17 protein-coding genes are annotated in these 19,844 nt (G+C 57.4%); 6 read left to right on the top strand and 11 right to left on the bottom strand.

Annotated elements, in window-relative coordinates:
- Positions 1 to 11 precede the first annotated feature (11 nt).
- Together FBR45_RS07360 and FBR45_RS07355 are read left to right on the top strand one after the other, a co-directional pair.
- Positions 12 to 695: a DUF2064 domain-containing protein gene (locus tag FBR45_RS07360; protein ID WP_138500728.1), complete on the top strand. Its 684-nt coding sequence runs from the start codon at positions 12 to 14 to the stop codon at positions 693 to 695.
- A gap of 148 nt (positions 696 to 843) precedes the next feature.
- Entirely contained in the window at positions 844 to 3,915 is a 3,072-nt protein-coding gene (locus FBR45_RS07355) for a TonB-dependent receptor (RefSeq protein WP_138500726.1), read from the top strand.
- Between the two features lie 199 nt (positions 3,916 to 4,114).
- Here FBR45_RS07355 and FBR45_RS07350 read toward each other — a convergent pair whose 3' ends face one another.
- Entirely contained in the window at positions 4,115 to 5,440 is a 1,326-nt protein-coding gene (locus FBR45_RS07350; RefSeq protein WP_138500724.1) for a WD40/YVTN/BNR-like repeat-containing protein, read from the bottom strand.
- A 41-nt stretch (positions 5,441 to 5,481) separates the two neighbouring features.
- Positions 5,482 to 6,321 (bottom strand): class I SAM-dependent methyltransferase, encoded by an 840-nt coding sequence (locus tag FBR45_RS07345; RefSeq protein ID WP_138500722.1) that lies wholly within the window; start codon positions 6,319 to 6,321, stop codon positions 5,482 to 5,484.
- A 314-nt stretch (positions 6,322 to 6,635) separates the two neighbouring features.
- On the opposite strand from FBR45_RS07345, the gene FBR45_RS07340 reads away from it, so the two are divergent.
- Together FBR45_RS07340 and FBR45_RS07335 are read left to right on the top strand one after the other, a co-directional pair.
- Positions 6,636 to 7,223: an RNA polymerase sigma factor gene (locus FBR45_RS07340; protein WP_138500720.1), complete on the top strand. Its 588-nt coding sequence runs from the start codon at positions 6,636 to 6,638 to the stop codon at positions 7,221 to 7,223.
- Positions 7,220 to 8,014 carry a tetratricopeptide repeat protein gene (locus tag FBR45_RS07335; protein WP_138500718.1) on the top strand — a complete coding sequence of 265 codons (795 nt, stop codon included), beginning with the start codon at positions 7,220 to 7,222 and terminating at the stop codon, positions 8,012 to 8,014. Before FBR45_RS07340 ends, FBR45_RS07335 begins: the two co-directional genes overlap by 4 nt.
- Positions 8,015 to 8,016: 2 nt before the next feature.
- Here FBR45_RS07335 and FBR45_RS07330 read toward each other — a convergent pair whose 3' ends face one another.
- From FBR45_RS07330 to FBR45_RS07295, 8 genes are all read right to left on the bottom strand, one after another.
- The gene (locus FBR45_RS07330) at positions 8,017 to 9,684 is read right to left on the bottom strand and encodes a LamG-like jellyroll fold domain-containing protein (protein ID WP_138500716.1); all 1,668 of its coding nucleotides are present in this window, start codon (positions 9,682 to 9,684) and stop codon (positions 8,017 to 8,019) included.
- Positions 9,685 to 9,720: 36 nt separating this feature from the next.
- The gene (locus FBR45_RS07325; RefSeq protein ID WP_138500714.1) at positions 9,721 to 10,617 is read right to left on the bottom strand and encodes a hypothetical protein; all 897 of its coding nucleotides are present in this window, start codon (positions 10,615 to 10,617) and stop codon (positions 9,721 to 9,723) included.
- 12 nt (positions 10,618 to 10,629) lie between these two features.
- On the bottom strand, positions 10,630 to 12,876 hold the full coding sequence (locus FBR45_RS07320; RefSeq protein WP_138500712.1) for a serine/threonine-protein kinase: 2,247 nt from the start codon (positions 12,874 to 12,876) through the stop codon (positions 10,630 to 10,632).
- A gap of 33 nt (positions 12,877 to 12,909) precedes the next feature.
- On the bottom strand, positions 12,910 to 13,680 hold the full coding sequence (locus FBR45_RS07315) for a caspase family protein (protein WP_138500710.1): 771 nt from the start codon (positions 13,678 to 13,680) through the stop codon (positions 12,910 to 12,912).
- The gene (locus tag FBR45_RS07310; protein WP_138500708.1) at positions 13,677 to 14,480 is read right to left on the bottom strand and encodes a PP2C family protein-serine/threonine phosphatase; all 804 of its coding nucleotides are present in this window, start codon (positions 14,478 to 14,480) and stop codon (positions 13,677 to 13,679) included. The genes FBR45_RS07315 and FBR45_RS07310 overlap by 4 nt, the downstream gene beginning before the upstream one ends.
- A 3-nt stretch (positions 14,481 to 14,483) precedes the next feature.
- On the bottom strand, positions 14,484 to 15,089 hold the full coding sequence (locus FBR45_RS07305; RefSeq protein ID WP_138500706.1) for an FHA domain-containing protein: 606 nt from the start codon (positions 15,087 to 15,089) through the stop codon (positions 14,484 to 14,486).
- Between the two features lie 5 nt (positions 15,090 to 15,094).
- Positions 15,095 to 16,084, bottom strand: coding sequence for a hypothetical protein (locus FBR45_RS07300; protein ID WP_138500704.1), 990 nt, complete (start codon positions 16,082 to 16,084; stop codon positions 15,095 to 15,097).
- 88 nt (positions 16,085 to 16,172) lie between these two features.
- A complete protein-coding gene (locus FBR45_RS07295; protein WP_138500702.1) occupies positions 16,173 to 16,928 on the bottom strand; it encodes an FHA domain-containing protein in 756 nt (251 codons plus the stop codon).
- A 242-nt stretch (positions 16,929 to 17,170) separates the two neighbouring features.
- Here FBR45_RS07295 and FBR45_RS07290 point away from each other — a divergent pair, with 242 nt between their 5' ends.
- Complete coding sequence (locus FBR45_RS07290; protein WP_138500700.1) at positions 17,171 to 18,187, top strand: bile acid:sodium symporter family protein; 1,017 nt, start codon at positions 17,171 to 17,173, stop codon at positions 18,185 to 18,187.
- A gap of 121 nt (positions 18,188 to 18,308) precedes the next feature.
- Entirely contained in the window at positions 18,309 to 18,701 is a 393-nt protein-coding gene (locus FBR45_RS07285) for a hypothetical protein (RefSeq protein WP_138500698.1), read from the top strand.
- A 78-nt stretch (positions 18,702 to 18,779) separates the two neighbouring features.
- Here the strand turns inward: FBR45_RS07285 and FBR45_RS07280 are convergent, their stop codons facing one another.
- A complete protein-coding gene (locus FBR45_RS07280; RefSeq protein ID WP_138500696.1) occupies positions 18,780 to 19,802 on the bottom strand; it encodes a hypothetical protein in 1,023 nt (340 codons plus the stop codon).
- Between the last annotated feature and the right edge of the window lie 42 nt (positions 19,803 to 19,844).

Genomic DNA, 19,844 nt, shown 5'->3' with positions numbered 1-19,844 from the left:
GTCAATAATCTATGCAGTTGCTCCATCCGTCGACGGTCGTTTTACTGATTGCGCTCCCCGATTCGCACGAGGCCGGTCGCAAGTCAGTAGCCAGCCTGTCGACCTGGCGTGCCATGCGTCGGTTAGTCGAGCAAAAGGCGCTGGCTGCGGGGCTTCCGCTGCTCTCTTCCGATCAGCTCATCGACCACCAGGGCTCGTTCGGCACCCAGCTCAGCTCGGCCGTTTCGGCGGCTTTTGCGCTCGGCTACGACCGAGTCATCTGCGTAGGAAACGACTGCCCCGACCTCTCACCCGCTGATCTGCGCCGGGCTGCCAACGCGCTGGCTGCGGGTCAGCTGCCGGCCGGTCCCGACCGCCGGGGCGGGCTCTACCTGGTTGGTTTTGACCAGACCCGATTTAAGGCCGATGCGGTAGCTCAACTACCCTGGCAAACCAGTCAGCTGGCCGACGCGCTGCGGCAGTTCGTTTCGTCGCAGGATACCGCACTGCTGGAATTGCCCGTCCGGACCGACCTGAACAACTCCGCCGACATTATCCGGATTCGATGGACGGGGCAGGTTGCCAGTCGCCTGCTCAACACCATCCGACAAGCCCTGTCGCCCACCCGAACGGCCGCCTGTTCCGGGCGCTGCGGCTCCGGCCTGGCACTGGCTACAGACCCCTCGTCGGGCCGCGCTCCGCCCCTCGTCGCCTGACGCGCTGCGTCCTCTTCCTGCTCATTTTTCGGATCGATTCGTAATCGGTCTGCTCAAACCGACACGTGTCTGGCTAACCCGGCTGCGTGCGCTGATGCCCCTGCTTAGTAAGGCAGGCTGTTTTCGTTTATTGTCTACCAATTCATTCATGAAACAAGTACTCTACACACTCGTGCTCCTGCTGGGCACCTGCTCAACGTTACTGGCCCAAACGGATCTGGACATTACGGTTCTTCAGCTGACCCGACAAACGCCGGTCGAAGGCGCTACGGTCTACCTCGAGAACAGGGCCATTGGCCTGTCGACCTCCGGCATTACCAATGCGCAGGGTAAAATTCAGTTCAGAGCCCTGCCCCTCAACGGCAGCTACCGCGTTTTCACCCGCGACGATGCAAACTACCTCGAAACCTCGTCCGACAATATCGAACTCCGCACCAACGGCCGCCGATCGGTAACGCTGCTGCTCCCCACCCGAACCGAACAAACGCTGAACGAGGTGGTGGTTCGCAGCACAAGCACCTCGCGGATCAACACCGTCAATGCCGAAGTATCGTCGGAGATGGTCATTCAGAAGGTGCAGGAGCTGCCGGTCGAAGGGCGCGACATCACCCGGGTGCTGTACCGTCTGCCAAACGTCAGCCAGGCAACGGGATTCTTTCCCGAGGCTCCCAACGTCAGCATCAACGGCGCCAACGGCCTGTTCAACAACTACCTCATCGACGGGCAGGATAACAACGAGCGGTTTCTGGGTGGCCAGCGCTTTGCCATGCCCGTTGGCTTCGTACGTAACATCTCGGTGCTGACCAACAACTACACCGTCGAGTTCGGTAACACCGGCAACGGCATTATCAACCTGACAACCCGCTCGGGCAGCAACGAAACCACGGGCGAGGTATTCCTGCTGTCGCGGCCCGGCCGACTTACCGATTCGCCCTCGGCCTATGCACAGCGTGATCTGTCGGGTAATCAGGTTAAAGATGGGTTTCAGCGGTTCCAGGGTGGTTTCGGCATCGGCGGGGCGCTGGTGAAGAACAAAACCTTCTACTACCTCAACTACGAACACACCACCGACGTAAAAGACAACCTGCTGACGGCACCGGCGCTGGGCGTTAACCAGACCATTCGCGGTACCAACCAGTTCGATCTGATCTCGGGTAAACTCGACCAGTTCTGGAGCAGCAAGTTTCACTCGTCGCTGCGCGCCAACGTCGGTATTGTGGCCATTGGCCGTCAGGCAGGCGGGCTAACCGGCGGTAATGCCTTCCCGTCGGCAGCCAACGCGCAGGACCGCAACTCGATCACCATTGCCAACAAAAACATCTACACGACCGACCGGTTCACGTCCGAGACGAACCTGCAGTACGCCCGTTTTCGCTGGAACTACGCTCGGGCGCTCAACCCCAATAGCCCGAGCGTTACCGTACGCGATCCGCAGGGTGTCGACATTGCTCAGCTGGGGCATCCGGGCTACCTGTTCGACGAACTCGAAAATACCTTCCAGGTGCAGCAGAAACTTACGCTTTACCGGGGCAACCACACCATTCGGGCCGGTGTGGAGCTGATCAGCGGTACTCATTCGCTGTTTGGGGGAGGTAACCCCAACGGTAGCTACACCGTTCGGCTAACCCAGCCCCAGCTCGACGCGCTGCGGAGCCGTAACCTCGGCGCTTCCCTCAGCCCGTCCGACATTCCGGCCGATGTGACGGTGCTGGGCTATTCGGTTGAACTACGTCCCAACTCGTTCGGCAAAACCCAGAATATTCTGAGCGGGTACCTCGAAGACCAGTGGTCGGTCAGTGACAAGCTGAACCTGACGCTGGGCCTGCGCTACGACTACGACAACCTGTCGAAAGGCGGGGCGGCTTCCGGCGATTTCAACAACCTGGCTCCTCGCTTCAGTGCCAACTACAAACTCAGCCCCCGCAGCAGCCTGCGCGGTGGCGTAGGTCTTTTCTACGACAAGATTCTGTACACGATTTACAGCGACGCACTGGCTCAGAACAACACGTCGACCGATTACCGGCGCCAACTACAGGCCCTGATTGATACCGGTATTCTGCCTGCATCGACCAGCCTGGACCGCATCACCTACGACGGCAACCTGTCGGTGGGGGGCACCAGCAGCGGGGGCACGCCGGTTCGTTACCTGCAGGGCCCTTCGGCCGAGTCGTTTGCGGGACAGCGTAACACCTTCAACGGGGGCGAAAACCGGATTCTGAACCCGAACGGCTACCAGAACCCGTACACCGTTCAGACGTCGATCGGTTATCAGTACCAGATCAACAGCAACACCTTGTTCTACGTCGATGCGGTGTACAACCACGGCTACAACCTCTTCCGGACCCGCAACCTGAACGCCCCCGCCCCCTGGGATTATAGCCTGAGTGGCCAGCTTGGTATTGCCCGGTCTTCGGCCACCGCCGACTCGACACGGCCTATTCCGGTGTATACGGGCGCCGGTGGGGCTCAGTTCGTATCGATCAACGGCCAGCGGCTGGCGGGCGGGGCTAAAAGTATCGTGGTGACCGAAACCGCCGGCGAGTCAGAATACTACGCGCTGAGCTTCAATTTCCAGAAAGACCGGGGTACGGGTCCGCTGGCCTACCGCCTGATTTATACGCTGTCGTCGCTGCGGAACAATACGGAAGATATCAATTTCCGGGCGCAGGATGCCAACAATTTCGCGGCCGAGTGGGGCCCGTCGGTCAACGATCGCCGGCATATCATCAACGGTATCGTTAACGTCTACCCCCTCAAAAATCTGACTCTGACGGTAGCCGCCCTGATCCAGAGTGGCCAGCCCATCAACCGGATTCCCGACGCGTCGCAATATTACCTGGTCAACAGCCGCTTGTCGCCCGTCCTGGTAGGTGGCGCGCGCCGGTTCACCAACGACCTCAACGGCGACGGTGGCTCGTTTGGAGATGCCTACCAGGGTAACAGCGACCGGCAGCCCGGCGAATCGCGCAACAGCGACCGCCTGCCCTGGTCCGAAACAATCGACGCCAGTGTTCAGTATCAGCTGCCGGTTGGCGGCCGCGGCCGACTCGAGATCCGCGCTGATGCCTTTAACGTGCTCAACACGGTGAACCTGAGTGGGTATTCGAACAACGCCACCCAGAGCAATCAGATTCAGGTTGGTCCCCCATCGGCAGGTATCCTCCAGAAAAATGCCGCGCCCCCGCGCCAGTTCCAGTTCGGCCTGCGCTACCTGTTTTAAGCAGGATACCTACACATAATGAAGGGGCACCGAATATGAGTTTCGGTGCCCCTTCATTTTACTGACGCCCCACCCGTTGCTGTGTCCTCACAGCAACCCGACCGGATGAAACCCGGCTGGCGCGTAGGTTGCCGTGGGGACACAGCAACGGGTGAAAGCGAGGCTTGGCGAAGGTTGTCGTATTGGGGATTGTAGCGGTTTAGCTGGGCTGAACCAGGGGGTTTGGGCCGCATGCGAGCCGGTACACACGATGGCTTTGCTGACGGTGCAGACTGTCGAACTCCGTAATGGATATGTACAGGTCGTCAGATGGCGCTTGCGACGAACTCACCAGCCGAATTTCGTGACTGGCTCCGTCGAACTCGATGACCCGGGTCCAGGTTTTGCCCGAATCGTAGCTGCACATAAGCAGACTTTTGGCCTGGCTCGACAGACAGCTGTAGGTCGTAGCCCATAGTTCGCTACCCGATGCACCCTGCCGCGTTACCAGGTTCATAACCGGACTCCGGCGGTACGGATCGGGTAACGTTAGCTTCTCGAAACGAACCCCGTCAACGGTTCTGACAATGAAGTTGGTGCCGCCCAGGTAGTCGCTGCCAAAAACCACGGCGTCCTGCGTTTCGGCCATCGACAGGTAGCCGCCCGTCTGATGATGGTAGCGGTTGATCAGCTGCCAGCCCGTCGTGAATCCAGTCGATTCGTTTACCAGCGCCCGGTTCGACCAGATTTGTTTTTTGTTATCCCCATCGGTCAGGAAAACCGCCTTTGCCGTAGCCGAATACCGCACCAGGTGCACGTGTTTGTTGACCCCCTGCCGCTGTAGGAAATCGGACGAAGTCCAGGTTTCGCCCCCGTCGATGGACGAGTATACATAGGCCAGGTTCTGCCAGGATCGTCCGTGCCAGATGGACCCGTATTCGCCCAGCAGCAGCGTATGATCGGGTAGTTCGGTCATGCCGTTATTAAACAGAAAATAGCTGATCGGCGTCGACAGGTTCAACACCGGCCTGAACGACAGTCCGCCATCCCGGCTTTGGTAAACGGCTCCTTTTACACACACAAACAGCGTCGAGTTCCGGCTCACAAACAGCGACGCGATGGGGTGCAGAAACTCGTGAAGCACCTCGACCGACTGGCTCCGGTCAACACTGACAACCAGCGCATTTGGCCTGGAAAACAAACAGCCATACAATCGGCCATCCGTTGCCCGAAAGCAGTATTTCCAATCAATTGGTACTGCCCTGAACGACAGTTCCGCGTTGATGAGTACAGAACCGGCGGCCGTATTTTTCCGGAGCCAGACCCGATCGTTGGTGATCGAAAAAAATGACTGGTCAGTGAAAGTAACGTACCGGTTTCCAAGCCGGAATAGGCGAAGCCGGTGGAAAAGCTCCCAGCGCAGGAACGAAACACATTCGCGCAGTTTGCCGACCCGGTACAGATCGACAACAAGATCCCACAATCGTTTAACAACCAGCGGACTGGGTTGCCGGAGCAACGCAAAGTATTTTGATGAGATATCCATTACAGTAAGTTGAAAGGGTGGATAGAAAAAGAACTTGGTAGTTACTGCGCCCGCATGGGTACGGTGCGCTGCGCCACCAGCGTATACATAAGCTGGCTCTTGTGGTGCTGGGCAAAATACTGGGTATGGTAGCTGATCTGTATATCGCCGAAACCCAGCACCCCCAGCGCCTTCTCGAGCAGTTCGGGCGACAGGTGCCACCAGGTTTCTTCCGGGTGCCCGATGGCCGGGTCGGGCCGGAAAATCATCGACGGGCCGAAAAGCTTCTGACGGATCGTTCGTACCGCTCCTTTGCCGAGCCAGCCAAACAGCGTGTTAACAAGCCGCTGGCGGTTATTGTCGAGGATGTCGGTAATGATGATGGTTTCGCGGGTGATCCGGGCGGCCTGCTGCAGAGCCAGAAAAGGGTCGCGGATGTGGAGCAGGATGCTGCCAAACGTAGTTACATCGACCTCACCGACCGAGTCCGGAATGTGGTATACCGATCCATGGACATACTCGCAGGAGGAGTTGAGCAGCGAATGGGCCAGTCGGTAGGCGTTGTTGATTTTTCGGATGTGGTTTTTCCGGTCGGGGGACAGCGCGGCTGCGTTCTTATCGGCAAACGGTACAATATCCCAGTCCTGCTCGGGCGACAGATCGTAGCTCACCACCGATGCTCCTTTCTGCTCCATATGGAACGACAGAAAGCCGTTGGCCGCGCCCATTTCCAGGACTCGTTTGTTGGTAAGCCTTACGTTGCCCAGGTATTTCTCGGGCGACTGGCGGAGGTCCCACTCACCTTTCATCTCGCCCAGGCCGGGCAGATCGATCGTGTGGTAGAAGTAATAATCGTCAGCATTGACAGCGGCTGGTTCTTCGACAGTTAGTATTGAGTTCATCGTTGTGTTGTCCGGACATGGACAAATAAAGGGGTGTGGACAGAATTTTTGAGGAAATGACGGGCATCAGCACAACGTCAGGGGCCTCGATAGGCAGCGGTCGCGTTTTTCATCCGTGTCAGCATCTGGTTACAGCTCTGTATCGGCGACGCTGGCAAAAGGTGAGTCGTTTTGCTGTGTTTTTTTCAGTTTTTTTATCCGCTTTTTTCCTGGGCGACGACTTACCTTTTGGCCGCACGACCGATTAAGCAATAAGTAGCGGCCAGACGGGTCCGTATTGGATTGGATCATATATTCGTCTATTCCACACGACTATGTCCACTCAACCGCTACCGATCTTTTCCAGAGATCAGGATTTGTACGATGCCCTGCGCCGTCGCGATGAGCGAGCTTATCAACTTTTGTACAGTGAATCGCTGCCTCCGTTTCGGTATTGGGTTATCACCAATAGCGGCACAGCCATGGATGCCGAAGATGCTTTTCAAAAAGGGCTGCTCAATTTTTTACTCAACCTAGAAACCGGTCAATACCAGTATCAGCCCGAAACGCGGGTCACGACCGTTCTTTTCGAGTACTGCAAACGGGTCTGGTTTACCGAACTAAAATCGGCCCGGTTGCGCCGGCGTGGCAGCCTACCCGAGGACTATGAAACCGCCGACACCGACGATGTGCAGAAAGATCTGGAGCGGGCCGATGTAATCAGGGCCGTACGGGCGTCACTCCATCAGCTGAAAGGCGAATGCCGAAACCTGATGGAATGGTTTTACGTAGATGAACTGTCCCTGCGCGAAATTGCCGGGCGGCTGGGTATGAAAGAATCGTCGGTCAAATCGAAACGGTACGACTGCGCCGAAAAGTTAAAAACCTATTACCGGCAAATCGCCATCAATCAGGGACTATGAAGTTGTCGGAGGAGCAATACGAACTCATTGACGCCTATCTGGCCAACGAATTATCGGCCGCCGACCGGGCGGCTTTTGACGACGAGATCCGGGCCGATGCCGACCTACAGGTCGAGGTTGACCGGCAGCGCGAGTTGCGGCTTGGTCTGCGGGCCATCGGGATCGAACGGGCGCTCGACCGGGCCCGGCTCCAGTATCAGCAAACCGAATCCGTAGCCCGCTCCATAGCGCCCGAACGGGCCGTGGCCCGTCCGTTGGTAAGCTGGCGGTACTGGGCCGCAGCTGCGTCGGTCGTGGTGGTGCTGGGGGCCGGCTATTACGCCTACCGGCAAACCGCCCGCCCGGCAGCCGACCTGGCGTACAACAACGCCCTTCCCGCCGACCCGACCAGCGAACTCCGCAAAGCGTTTCCGACGGGAGAGTTACCGCCCTCCGTCCGCAACCAGTTTCTGGACGCCCTTCGTAGCTACCAGTCCGGCAAGTACGACCAGGTCATCGACCAGCTCGCCACACTCCCGGCCGATAAGCAGACGATTCATTATAAAAATTACCTGTTGGGATTGAGTCACCTGGCCAATAACCAGCCCGCCGAAGCCATTCCGCTGCTGACCAAAGCCCAGGCCTCCCCTACCCGGTCGCTGCGGCAAAAAGCCGACTGGTTTCTGGCGCTGGCCTACGTAAAGAACGGCCAGACCGAGAAAGCCCTGCCGACACTGAAGCAAATCAGCAGCGACAGGGCCAACCCTTTTCACACGCAGGCGCAGCAGGTCCTGCAAAAAATCAGCAACTAGCTCTACTGCTCGAAAAGCGATTTTACTTCAGTAGGTAAGAGCGCCCGGTTATAGATCCGGATATCGTCCATGGCCCCGCTGAAATAATTTTCATAATCCTTAATCTGAGCCCCAAACTTTAACTCTCCCCCGGGGCATTTGTCCATGTTAGCGGCTGGCAGGCTATCGCTTTGATCTACCAACACATTATCAAAGTACATGCGGGTTGATCGGCCTGAGTAGGTGAAGACCAGATGATGCCAGGTACCAAGTGCAAAATTGCTGCTGAACTGAAACTCTACCCATCCTTTACCGGCCACACAGTTACTGTTTTGTTTGATATCGGTCTTGAACGTAAGCCCCGGTCCTGATTCATTTTTCTTGATCAGCGAGCTGTACACTTCGCTTCCACTATCAGCCCAGCGAGACTTGTTGTAAATCTGCATCCGATCGTTCACGTTGTTGATCGCATTCGGCTTAATCCAGATACTTATCGTAAATGCATCTACGTTCAGTATTGCTTTTTCGGCCATCTGGAAATAATCGTTAATACCATCTAGCTGAATAGCTGAGTTTGATTTCCCATTCCGGTCTGTAGTAAAGGTGGCGCCCCCTATTAGCTCCACATGATTATCGTAGCCGCTGATATCCAGCTTAGAACCATCCGTAAACGACACCGACGCGATAAGACCATTCGGTACGGTATCGATTAGAGTTGTGAACGACAAAATCGTAGTGCTGTAAATTATTTCGCCAGACGGCAGTTTGGCATACGCCCTGTAATAATAAGTCTTGTTTGGCGTAAGGTCAGTTAGCGAAACAGGCACGCCAGTACCTATTGACGGAGTCGAAACGGTTTGTTTGCTGCCATTAGTCAGATCAGGCGTACTATTCTGTGAGTAGCATATACCGTATTCTACGGCCGCCGGGGTCCCGGGTGTGTTGACGACCAAACCGACCGTAGCGCTGACTGGCTTAATGTTAGATGACCCTAGTGTCGTTACTGACGGATCTTGCCCGGTTGTAAACCTTTGCACTGGGGAGCTATAGCCAGGGCCTGCCTGATTGATAGCGAAACTGCGTACATAGTAAGTCGTATTGGGCGACAAGCCTGTTACTGAAAAGGGGAACGCAGTGTTAAGCGCACCACTACTTGAAATCGCTGTAAACGAATCTGCTTTGTCAACCTCCGGCGATTGATTTGTTGATGACCAGCAGACACCATAGCGTGTAATCGTAGCGTTTCCGTTGGAGGTTATCGCCATCGTAGCTTTTGCCGTCGTCTTCGCAATATCGGCTATTGGCTGCAGGGTAACCGTTGGCAGAACGGCGTTGCTCACCGTAACCGATGTGATCAGTGTTATTTCTACCTTGCAGGCGTTGGTAAGCGTTGCCTGTACATTGTACGTACCCGGTTGGGCGTAGGTATGTGTGGCTGTCGTACCGGTCGTAACGGTCGTACTGCCGTTGCCAAAACTCCATTTGACCTGATCGATGGTACCGCTAGCCTCCCCGATGCTGAAGTTCACTTTCAGTTGTTGTATGTCCGCACGCAACGTTCCTTTCGGCTCAGCACAGTTGCGTTTTGATTTTTTGTTGGGCAGTAAATCCCAGTTGTCGCAGCTTACGAGCAGGGTGCCGCCCGCGGCCAGCATAAGCAGGAAAATGATATAGGTTGAGAAACGATTCATGGGTGTTATCACGAAAATGGGTGTGAACAGAAACAGTTAAAACTTGTAGGATACCGCCAGCCCCCACGCCTGTGAGGCCGGTTTCAGCTCCAGCGCCGTTGTGCGGGGTTTGGGTTTACGCAGTAGCAGGTAGATCTCGGCCACCGTCGCTATGGCCGCTACCCCAATGCAGGCTTTGAACAGGCCGCTTTTTTGCTGAGCCGCTTCCGCTGCGGCATAGGCGTCGCTGTACTGTTGGTACGCGGCCGGGTCGGCAATCTCGCCACTATTGGTTGGGTCGGTGGTTTGGCTGATCTGGTTTAGAGCATCTATTTTCGACTGGTAGTCGCTCCGCAGCAGGAGGGCGTAGGCCCCCGCCCCGATGGCGACAACCCCCGTGGCTAGTTTCAGCCCCACGCGCCGGGAGGGCCGGGTCAGGTTGTCGATGGTTCTGATCTGGAGCCGCAGCGTCTCCTGCCGGGTGGTGGTATAGGTAAGCGCTTTCGAATAACTCTCCCGGGCCAGCAGATACCGCTTCTGGTTGAAGAGTAGGTTCCCTTCCCGTTCGTAATAGTCGGCATATTGGGCGCGGGTAATTACGTCGTCGGGGTTCAGGTTGAGCAGCTGGTTCAGCAGCGCTACGGCTTCGGGTCCTTTGCCCTGCCGCAAAGCATCTTCGGCCTGTTTGCGCAGGTTCAGTCCCGTAGTACACTCCTCGATCTGGCCCCTGGCGTAGGCATCGTTTTCAAAACCGGGCACCTCCAGGCAGTTCTGATACTGTCGGCGGGCTTCGAAGTACTTGCCTTCCTTGAAGTAATCGTCGCCCCGTTTTTTGTACCGGTCATACTCGTCATCGACCGCAGTCAGGCTGAAGGCGGTATGCCCGTAGGCGGTGGTCACAAAGGGGGCTGTCAATAATGAAAGCAGGATGGATAGATGTAATAGCTTACGCATAAAATGGAGGTACTAGTTTGTGCATTGTTTGATTTTCCGTCGGACTTCTTCGGTGTCTTTTACAGCTTTGGCCACCTGGTACCAGTCTTTGGCGCCTTCCAGCTCGTCTCTGTCAAATAGTTTCCCGGCCTTGCTCATGTTGTAGGCGTAAGCCGCTTCGGCCCGGGCGGTGTTGAGTTCGTATTCTTTGGTGAGGCCCTGCGCCTTCGTGAAAGCCGCTATGGCTTTGGCTTTGTTGTTGCCGTTAGTGATGGCCTTCATCCCCTCGTCGATGAGCTGGTCAAATTCTTCCTGGGCCAGCTGTTTCGCACTGGCTCCGGTTTCTTTGGGGGTCGGGGTCGGATCAGCCGGTTTGGTTTTGGCATCGTCCGTCGGGGCGGGCAACTCGCCTGTTTTGGGCGTCTCTGCGGGGGGTCGTGTTTCCGGAATGGGGGCTTTGGCCTTACGCAGTTCGTTCAGCGATGCCGTGCGCAAAGCGGCCACATCGTGCCGGGACGGATCAAGCTGCAGGGCACTGTCGGTCAGTTCGTACGCCGTTTTATAGTCTTTTAGCCGAAAAGCCGATCTGGCCTTCTGAAGAGCAACCGCAACGCGCTGGTTGATGGCCTCCCGGCCTGCGGGAGCCGGCAAAACTGTTTTGGGTTCGGGTTCCCTGGGCGTTTTTTTATCCTCACCAGCGGGCGGTACTGCCGGGACGACCGTTGCCTTGTCGCTCTTTGTTCCCGGGTCTTCCACACGCTGGCTGCCACCGAACAAACCGGGTTGCTGTAACACGAAAAACAGAGCCAGGCCGCTCAGCCCCACCAGCGGAGCAACCACCCGCCACGAAAACGTTCGGGTAGCCAGCCTGGTGCCAACACCCGCAGCTACGGGAGCCGATACCGGCCTGACAGGGAAACGGGCGGGTACCGGCGGTGCTGCCACGACCGGCCCCGGAATGGGTTTAGCGCGCTCCGTCGCGGGGGGGTTAACGACGGGTGGAGCCCGGACAACAGCGGGTTTAGGCGCCGGTGGGGCTACGTACACATCGGTCCGCTCGCCAACAAACGCGTCGGTTTCCGGCTCGATCGGCTGAGGTTTAGGACGCAGCTGCTCGTCGCACAGGGCCAGCCCCAGGGTAGCTACCATATGTGATGCCTCTCGCAGCAACACCTGCTCGTAGACCGATTTTGCCTGATCAAACCGGTTTTGCCGAACCAGCGTTTCGGCTTCGGCGATCAGGTCGTTGAGCAGCTGCCGCTCCAGCGCGGCCTTAGCCTGCCGGATACCCGCCTGCGCTTCGGCCTGGTTTTCGCGCTTGGTCAGCACCTGCTCGTAAACGGCAATGGCCTGCTTATACTGATGGGCATCGGCCAGCGCACGGGCGTCGGCCAGCAGCTGCGGAATCTGGTCGAGCAGGTCGAGCAGTTCATCTTCTTTACGAACGCGTTTGTGGATATCCCGGACCAGACACCGACGAATCATGGCGTTATACGGCTCAGGCACCTGATTAAGCCGGGCAGGCAGCTCAACGGTAATGATTTTTTTCTCGATCTCGCGCCGGGCCGATTGTTCGCTGGTGACACGCAGGTCGGCCCGGAACGGTTTTTCGCCCGTCATGATCTCGTAGAGAATCACCCCGAACGCCCATAGATCGAGGTTGAAGCTCACCCGGCTCCCTTCAATCTGCTCCGGGGCTTTATAAGAGGGGGTGCCGCGCCCATCGCTCAGGTCGAAGTCAGAACTTTCGATCTCATCGTCGCGCACCAGTTTGCTCAGTCCAAAATCGGCGATCTTGGGTATGAACCGGCCAGCGTTGTCGCGGGAGATCAGGATGTTGGCCGGTTTGAAATCGCGGTGTACGATCCGGCTGCGGTGCAGATGCTGAAGACCGAGCAGGATGCCCCGCGAAATATCGTAGATCTGGGCTGGCGTTAGCGTGACCCGCCGGAGCAGGTCGGCCAGATTGCCATCCGGGTAGTACTTCATGATGGCAAAATCGCTGACACTCGTGTCGGTTTCGAGCCGGTAGCAGGCGTCGTAGCGGGCAATGTTGGCCTGGCGCGGTACCCGCTGGGCCAGCTCCACTTCGGCCTTCAGCGATTTGGTATCGTTACCTTTGAACTCGCTGATCTTGATGGCAACCCATTCCGTCTCCAGCTGATCTTCAACCTTGATAACCCGCCCGTACGAGCCGCTGCCTAACAGCATTCCCTCATCGTTGGGGCGGATGGGATACCGTTGTCTGAAGTCCTGAAAAGTGGTAAACGTTTGATTCATAGCAAGCAACGTAGTTAATCAGTAGGTGAACGCTCACAGATACGCCAGGGGCAGATCGTCGGAAAAGCGACCGTAAAACAGGGGCGTTTGCTGCCCCCGCGTCATCTTCCGAACGCGGGGAGCAATGTATCGGTGCAGCTCGCGGATGGTCACGATCCGGTTACCGTCCAGATCGCCCTGGCCCGTCAGTCCCCGCAGTATAAAATAAGTGAAGGCGCCCCCGGCCAGTCGGCCATCTTCGAGTGCGTACTGGGTAGACCGGCTGGCCAGCAGCATGGCCACATTGCTCCCGTCCTGAACCGACGGCACGAGGGCCGGGCGGCTGGTCCTGGGCTGGGTCATGCCGCCCGACATGCAGGCATCGGCGATGCAGAGTTTGGTCCCCGCTGCCGAGTCGTGGAAAGCGGCCTTGATCATTGGGTAGCTCAACAGACGCGCCGGGCTGCCGGGACGGGCATCGTAGGGCACAAAACTGTCGGGCAGCCCATGTCCCGAAAAGTACAGAATCACCCGATCGGTGCGACGCGCCTGCCGAAACAGCCGGAGCGCCTGTGCAATATTGGCCTGCGTAGCCTGCTGGTTGGTCAGGAGCCGGATGTTGGCGGCTGGCACGTTGCCCCCGGCGCGACTCTTCAGAAACGAAACCACCTGCCAGGCATCCCGATCCGCAAATCGCAGATCACCCGTCGAATACGTCAGGGCTTTATAGTCTGAGATGCCGATTACCACAGCATAGGTCTGCCCGCCGGGCACCTGACTCGGTAGCCACAATAAAGACAGCAGGCTCAGTAAGTGAACGATCATGACAAAATGGCTCTGGCAGGTTCAGGCTGGCTTACCTGATGGATACCGATCAGATAAGCCGAGTAGTTGTCTTTGGTCTGGCCCGCACACATGATCTGTATAGACTGGATGTGCTCCTGCTCCGACCGGTCGATGGCCAGTATCGTTTCCAGCATCTGATCGTCGAGCGTTTCCAGCACCCCATCTGTACACATGAAAAAGTAGTCGCCGGGTTGAACATCGGTCAGCACGACCACATCGGCCGCCGGCCGGGCTGCGGGTTTGTCAGCGGCCGACGCCACGGCCAGTACCGCGCGGCTGAGCCGGTTTCGCCAGGGATGGGTTCGGGCTTGGGCAGCGGTGATAATGCCGGCCTCGACCATATCGATTACCTGCCGGTGATCTTGGGTGCAGAAGATAATTTTCCCGTCCCGAAACTGATAAACGCGGCTGTCGCCCAGGTGTGCTACCGTAACGCCCCGCTCGTGGAGTTGTACCAGGGCCAGCGTTGACCCCATGCGGCTAACGAGCGGATGGTCCTGCAGATAGGCGTTGTAGGCTTCGTACGCTTCGTCGAGGGCGCGACTCAGGTGGTGGCTGTCAAAGACCAGTTCAGGTCGGGCACTGGCGTACCGGGCAAGAGCCTGGCACAGCAACTGACTCGCCACTTCGCCCTTGTCGGCTCCCCCCATTCCATCACAAACGATAAAGAGCTGTGACGCTGGCGTGGCCATGTCGACCGGCGGATACAGGGCATCCTGGTTGACAGGCCGCTGACCGACCTGCGAAAACGCAAGCGGCAAAGCAGGCTGAATAATCATAACTTATTGAGTACGATCGGGATTGAAGGCTAGCTCGATCCTGTACGAGTCGAGCATGGGTTGTGGGATAGAAAAATGAATGAGCCGAAAATGATCGGCTCCGCCCAGGGTAATCAGCGCCTGGTCAGCGACATCGATCAGTTCAGTTTTGCGAATCGGGACCTGGTTCAGCTGGGTGCCGTTGAGGCTGTACTGCCGAACCTCCGGCTGCTGCGGATCAGCAACGCCGTCCTGGAGCAGGTACCGCAGCTGGCCGGCCCAGGGATCGAACGTAACCGTCAGGGTGCAATGCCGCCGACTGACGAAGCACTGTCCGCCATGCATGAACCGCTCCACCTGAACCGTGCAGGTGTTAGATGTGCCGATCACGTTATCGCCGAACTGAAGCGGGTACACCTGCGTCGGGTCGCGCTGGCAAACCAGCTGCCCATAGCCGGGAAGCCCCTGTACCAGCCGTTCGTCATACTGAAACGTCGTTTGCAGGGTGTTGATGGCCCCGCAGCCCAGGTGGGAGCAGATGATGCTGCCGCGCTCGGCATCGGCCGCCCGAACCATAATGCGCCGGGCGCACTGATGGCAGGTAATAAGCGTAGTTTTGAAGCCTGTCATACGCCCTACTCGTCCATCTCGCTGACATCCCCGTTGTTGACGTACGTATCGTCTGGCTCGTGAGCGTCGGCTACGTAGTCAAGCTCATCGGGTTCGGGGCTGGCGTCGTTCAGCGAATCGGTCGGTGCTGCGGGGGCTACCGGCGCCATGGTCGGCTCCAGAATGGAATCCACAATTTCTTTCGACATGCTGGCTTCCAGCCCCTGGCTAAACTGGTCGTTGCTCAGCACGAATGGGTCGTCAATCTTTCTGATCTCCACCAGTTCTCCGTCGAGGGAGTCGTAGCGCAGGAGGGTGTCCAGTCCTTCATCACCGCTGGCATCGACCACCCGGTAGGCATGGCCATCGGCGCCTTCCATCACCAGCGTATCGATGACACCATCCTGATCATAGTCGATGCCCATAACCCGCTGACCATTCATGTGCCCTTCAATGACGGTAGGCTCGGTCCCGGCTTTCGCGTCCTGATCGGCGTCCGGTGCGTTTACGGCAACCGGTGCATTCGGGTCGGCATACGGTTTAACGGGTAGCTGCTCCTGGGTAATCATCTCCGCAAACTGGTGGCGCTGGGCCAGCGAGAGGCTGCTCCATTCGGCCTGTTCAAAGGTACTGTACCAGTGGCCGTGCCAGTTGAACACCCCGCCAAAGCCGACTTCCTGCCGCGCAACGTCGAAGGCCTGCTTAAACGGCATGGCATCGGTAACCGTCCCGGCAACGTCCAGCTCGGCCGGCAACTCGATCGTCGATGGTGCGCCACCGCTTGGTGGAAAACCGTCTGAATCAGGTTCCGGCTGGTTCTGTTTCTCCAGGATGGCCCGGCTGACCACCCAGCTGGCTCCGCCGAGCAAGAGGGCTGCGGCCGAGATACCCGCCAGTTTCTTCCGGTCCGGGCGGCTGGTCGGGGCAGTAACAACGGCTGGCGTTGGGGAAGCAGAGGCTGGCGTTGCGGGATAAACGTCAGTCTGCAGATCGATTGGTGTGGATGGTTGTGACATGATAATACGTTGATTTTAGAGAAAAAGACGTCCGTATGGCTGTGTATAGGTATCGACCGAAAAAGGTAAGTGGCAATGAACAATAAATTTACCGGACCCAGATCGCCTGGCAGCGACGACACACTTTCTGATGGGCCAGCAGCTCCCACTCCCGGTTGCCGAACGGATCGCGGCAGCTGGGGTTAGGACAGCGGTAACGTTCCCGATATTCCTTATCGATGAGTTCGAGTTTTTCGTCGGTCGACAGGAGCGTAGAGCATAGCGTCGGCACCAGCATGCCTAATCCCGCGCTGGAGAGCAGCGTAAACGCCAGCCCACCGGTTGATAGTACCGCGCCGATGCCGACCACCGACGATAGCAGCACACTACCCGTCCGGATCATTTTTTCACGGTTTCGGCAGTCCCGGCGCAGGTTGGGATACTGCTCAAACACCTGTCGCAGGTCGGCGAAGGGAATTGTGAAGTCCAGCGGGTTAGCCGTAGCCTCCGGTATGGCAGGGGGTGGCGTCGGCTCGGCCACAGGCATCACCGGGTCGGGCTTGCGCAGGGCCAGCAGCTCAGAAATGGTTAGCTCAACATCGGCGAGCCGGACTGTGTCGTGGCGATCAACAATTTTGCGGACGATGCGGGTGCCATGGACGAACGAACCGTTTTTGCTGGCGAGGTCTTCGAGAACGAAGGTGGTGGGCGTACAGCGGATCAACCGGGCGTGGTAGCCGCTTACTCTGGCGTTGGCAATCACAATCTGATTGTCGAAACGACGCCCAATGGTATAGGCAGGCAATTGACTGAGATCGTCAATCAGTTGCTCCAACTGGCTGTCATTTCTAGTTAAAGAAGGCATGGATAGGGGAATCAAATTCCGACACTAATATATAAATTATACAGATTCAGAAACAAATTATCGACCAGTCCGTAGCCTTCCTTTTCGTGAGCGGTCACTCTTCTTATCATTTAATGATCTGATGATCTTTCTGTACATTCATTTTTCATTGTCAAAAATCGTAGCCTGACCAGTTCCTGACCTACGAGTCAAACCCCGGGTGGTTTCAAACGAAAACCACCCGGGGGCGGTTACCCGTTGGTATGGCAAACTCATCATTTGGCTCTTTACTGGCCCGCGTTGGGCTCGACTGGTTTATTCTCGCCCTACTGGCCATGATTGGTCTGGCGCGGCTTTTTCCCGAACCGGGTGTTCAGCAGGGGCCTCTCTCCCTGTCGTCGCTGGCGGGTTATGGCGTCTCGCTGATCTTTTTCTTTTACGGCCTGCGGCTCAACTTCGAGCAGTTACGGGCCGGGCTTCGTAACTACCGGCTTCATTCGGTCATTCACCTGACCACCTTCGTTGTTTTTCCGGCAGTTGTGCTCGCGGCCCGGGCGGTCTGGCTCACGCCCGACACCGAACTGCTCTGGCTCGGTATCTTTTATGTCGCGGCCCTGCCCTCTACGGTTTCATCGTCGGTCGTGATGGTTTCTATAGCGGGGGGTAATCTGCCGGCGGCCATCTTCAACGCCAGCATCTCCAGCCTGATCGGCGTCTTTATTACTCCCCTCTGGATGAGTTATCTACTGTCGAGCACCGGTGGTGACTATGACCTGGGCGGGGTTATTGGCAAACTGACCCTACAGGTGCTGGTGCCGGTGGTGCTGGGGCTCCTGCTGAACCGGCGTCTGGGCTGGTTTGCCGAACGAAATAAAACGTACCTGCGCTACTTCGACCAGTTCACCATCCTGCTCATTGTTTATACGGCCTTTTGTGAGTCGTTCGAGCGCCGGCTGTTTGCCGATTATTCGGCCGCCGATCTGCTTTCGCTGGCCGCGCTGATGCTGGGCCTATTTTTCCTGATCTACGGATTTATCATCCTCGTCAGTCGGCTGCTCCACTTCAGCCGCGAAGACCGGATTACGGCGCTGTTTTGCGGCTCCAAAAAGTCTCTGGTACAGGGCAGCGTGATGGCCAATGTGCTGTTTCCTGCCAGTGTGGCCGGTATTGCTCTGTTGCCCATCATGATGTACCATGCGCTGCAGCTCATTGTGGCCAGCATCCTGGCGCAGGCAATGGCCCGCCAGCGCGACGCCCCGTCTCCCGCCATTCAGCCGTGATTCGGGGCGACTCAGCCACCCGAAAACGGCATTCGACCAGATACGCCCATACCCTGGTTAAACGCCCGGCCATAGATTGTCTCTAACGATCAGTAAACCATAAACGCAAAACAACTGAATCATGAAAAAGACAATTGCAGCCGCCCTGACTTTATTCGCGCTCACCACTGGCGTAACCTTTGCTCAACGTGGCTACCCCCAGCCAAACCGTGGCCCTCAGTATGGCGGAACCCAATACAATAGCAACCGGGATGAATTGCAGGAGGAACTGAAGATCGATCGCATCGACGCCATCGTTGGTCTGTCGCGCCGTCAGGAGAAACAACTCCACAAGATCGAAGACAACTACGACCACACCATGGCTACGGCCCGCCTGACACCCAGCGCTTACCGCCAGCTGCAACTTCGGAAACGTCAGGACATGCTGGCCGTGCTGACCTCTGCCCAGCGCGAGCGTCTGTTTGCCCAGCAGCAGTACCGCCGGCCTAACGCCCCCTTCGGCCGCAGAGGCTAAGCCATACCCCACCGTAACGAAACGAGGAACCGGCATGATGCCGGTTCCTCTTGTTTTTTTGGACAGACTGGCCGTCAGTCAGTGAACCGCCAGCATGTCCAGACTGTGCCAGACCAGGTCGCCCATGGTCCGGCAGGCGTCGAAGTGGCTGGTTCGGTAATGCCGGTTCAGGGCACCCCGCAGCTGCTCCACATTGGCCCCGGGGGCAATGTCGTCGACCCGCATGGCCGCCATCAGATCGCCGATCCGGGCTTGCTCTACCCGCAGCCGCCCCGCCACCAGCGAGCGCTCTTCAATCTGGTACTGGCGTACACTTTCGGGGGTCAGACAGCTCGTACCGAGGTCGATGATGGGCTGGTTCTGCCGGTAGTACTGTGGCATATAGACCGACTTTCTGCCTTCATACGACTGCTGATCGAAGTCGATGGCACGAATGCGGTAGTATACCTCGTCGAAGTCGGGGGTGATGTCGACCACAAAATTACTCGAGTGCATATCCCCCAGGAGTCGCACGAAACACCGCTCGTTGAACTTCACGAACTCCTTGCAAAGCCGGATCGGGTTCATGTCCTCGTCGTGCATCTGCTGCTCGAAAAACATATCGCCCGGAATTCCGGCAATGTGCTCTTCAATAAGGGTCTGACCGCTGGTCAGGTAACTGATGCGATTGGGCGACAGAATATGCTCCAGCTCCAGACCGTAGATACGGGAAGCATCGGCATTCTTGATGTAGAAATAGTCGAAGTTATCGTTGACCAGGTTCCGCACCCGCACCCGGAAGGGCCGGGTGTTGCCGTACAGGCACAGATCAACCCGGTCAATGGTGAGGTGGGCCGTGATCGACATATCGCCGTCGGCTTTCAGGTTGGCGTAGATCGTTTTCAGCGCCAGCAGGATATCGTCGGTCTCCAGCGCCGGATAATAAACGGTTTCCCAGAGCGTATCGCGGTCGCGCTTGTCGAACAGCGAAGCCGAATTATCGTACCGAAGCAGGTCGGTATACTGTATCGGCAGCCGATGCTCGCGGTTGTACTGCTCCAGATACACCCGCAGGGGGCCACTGATGGGGTAAGCGCGTTTCTTTTTCGAGATAATAGGCATAGACAACCGGTTGCTGGGTGGCGGGGTAAAGATACGGGCCGA

It is taken from the genome of Spirosoma lacussanchae, from assembly GCF_005870035.1.
GTDB classification, from domain to species: domain Bacteria; phylum Bacteroidota; class Bacteroidia; order Cytophagales; family Spirosomataceae; genus Spirosoma; species Spirosoma lacussanchae.
This window is presented reverse-complemented; position numbering and strand designations above follow the sequence as displayed.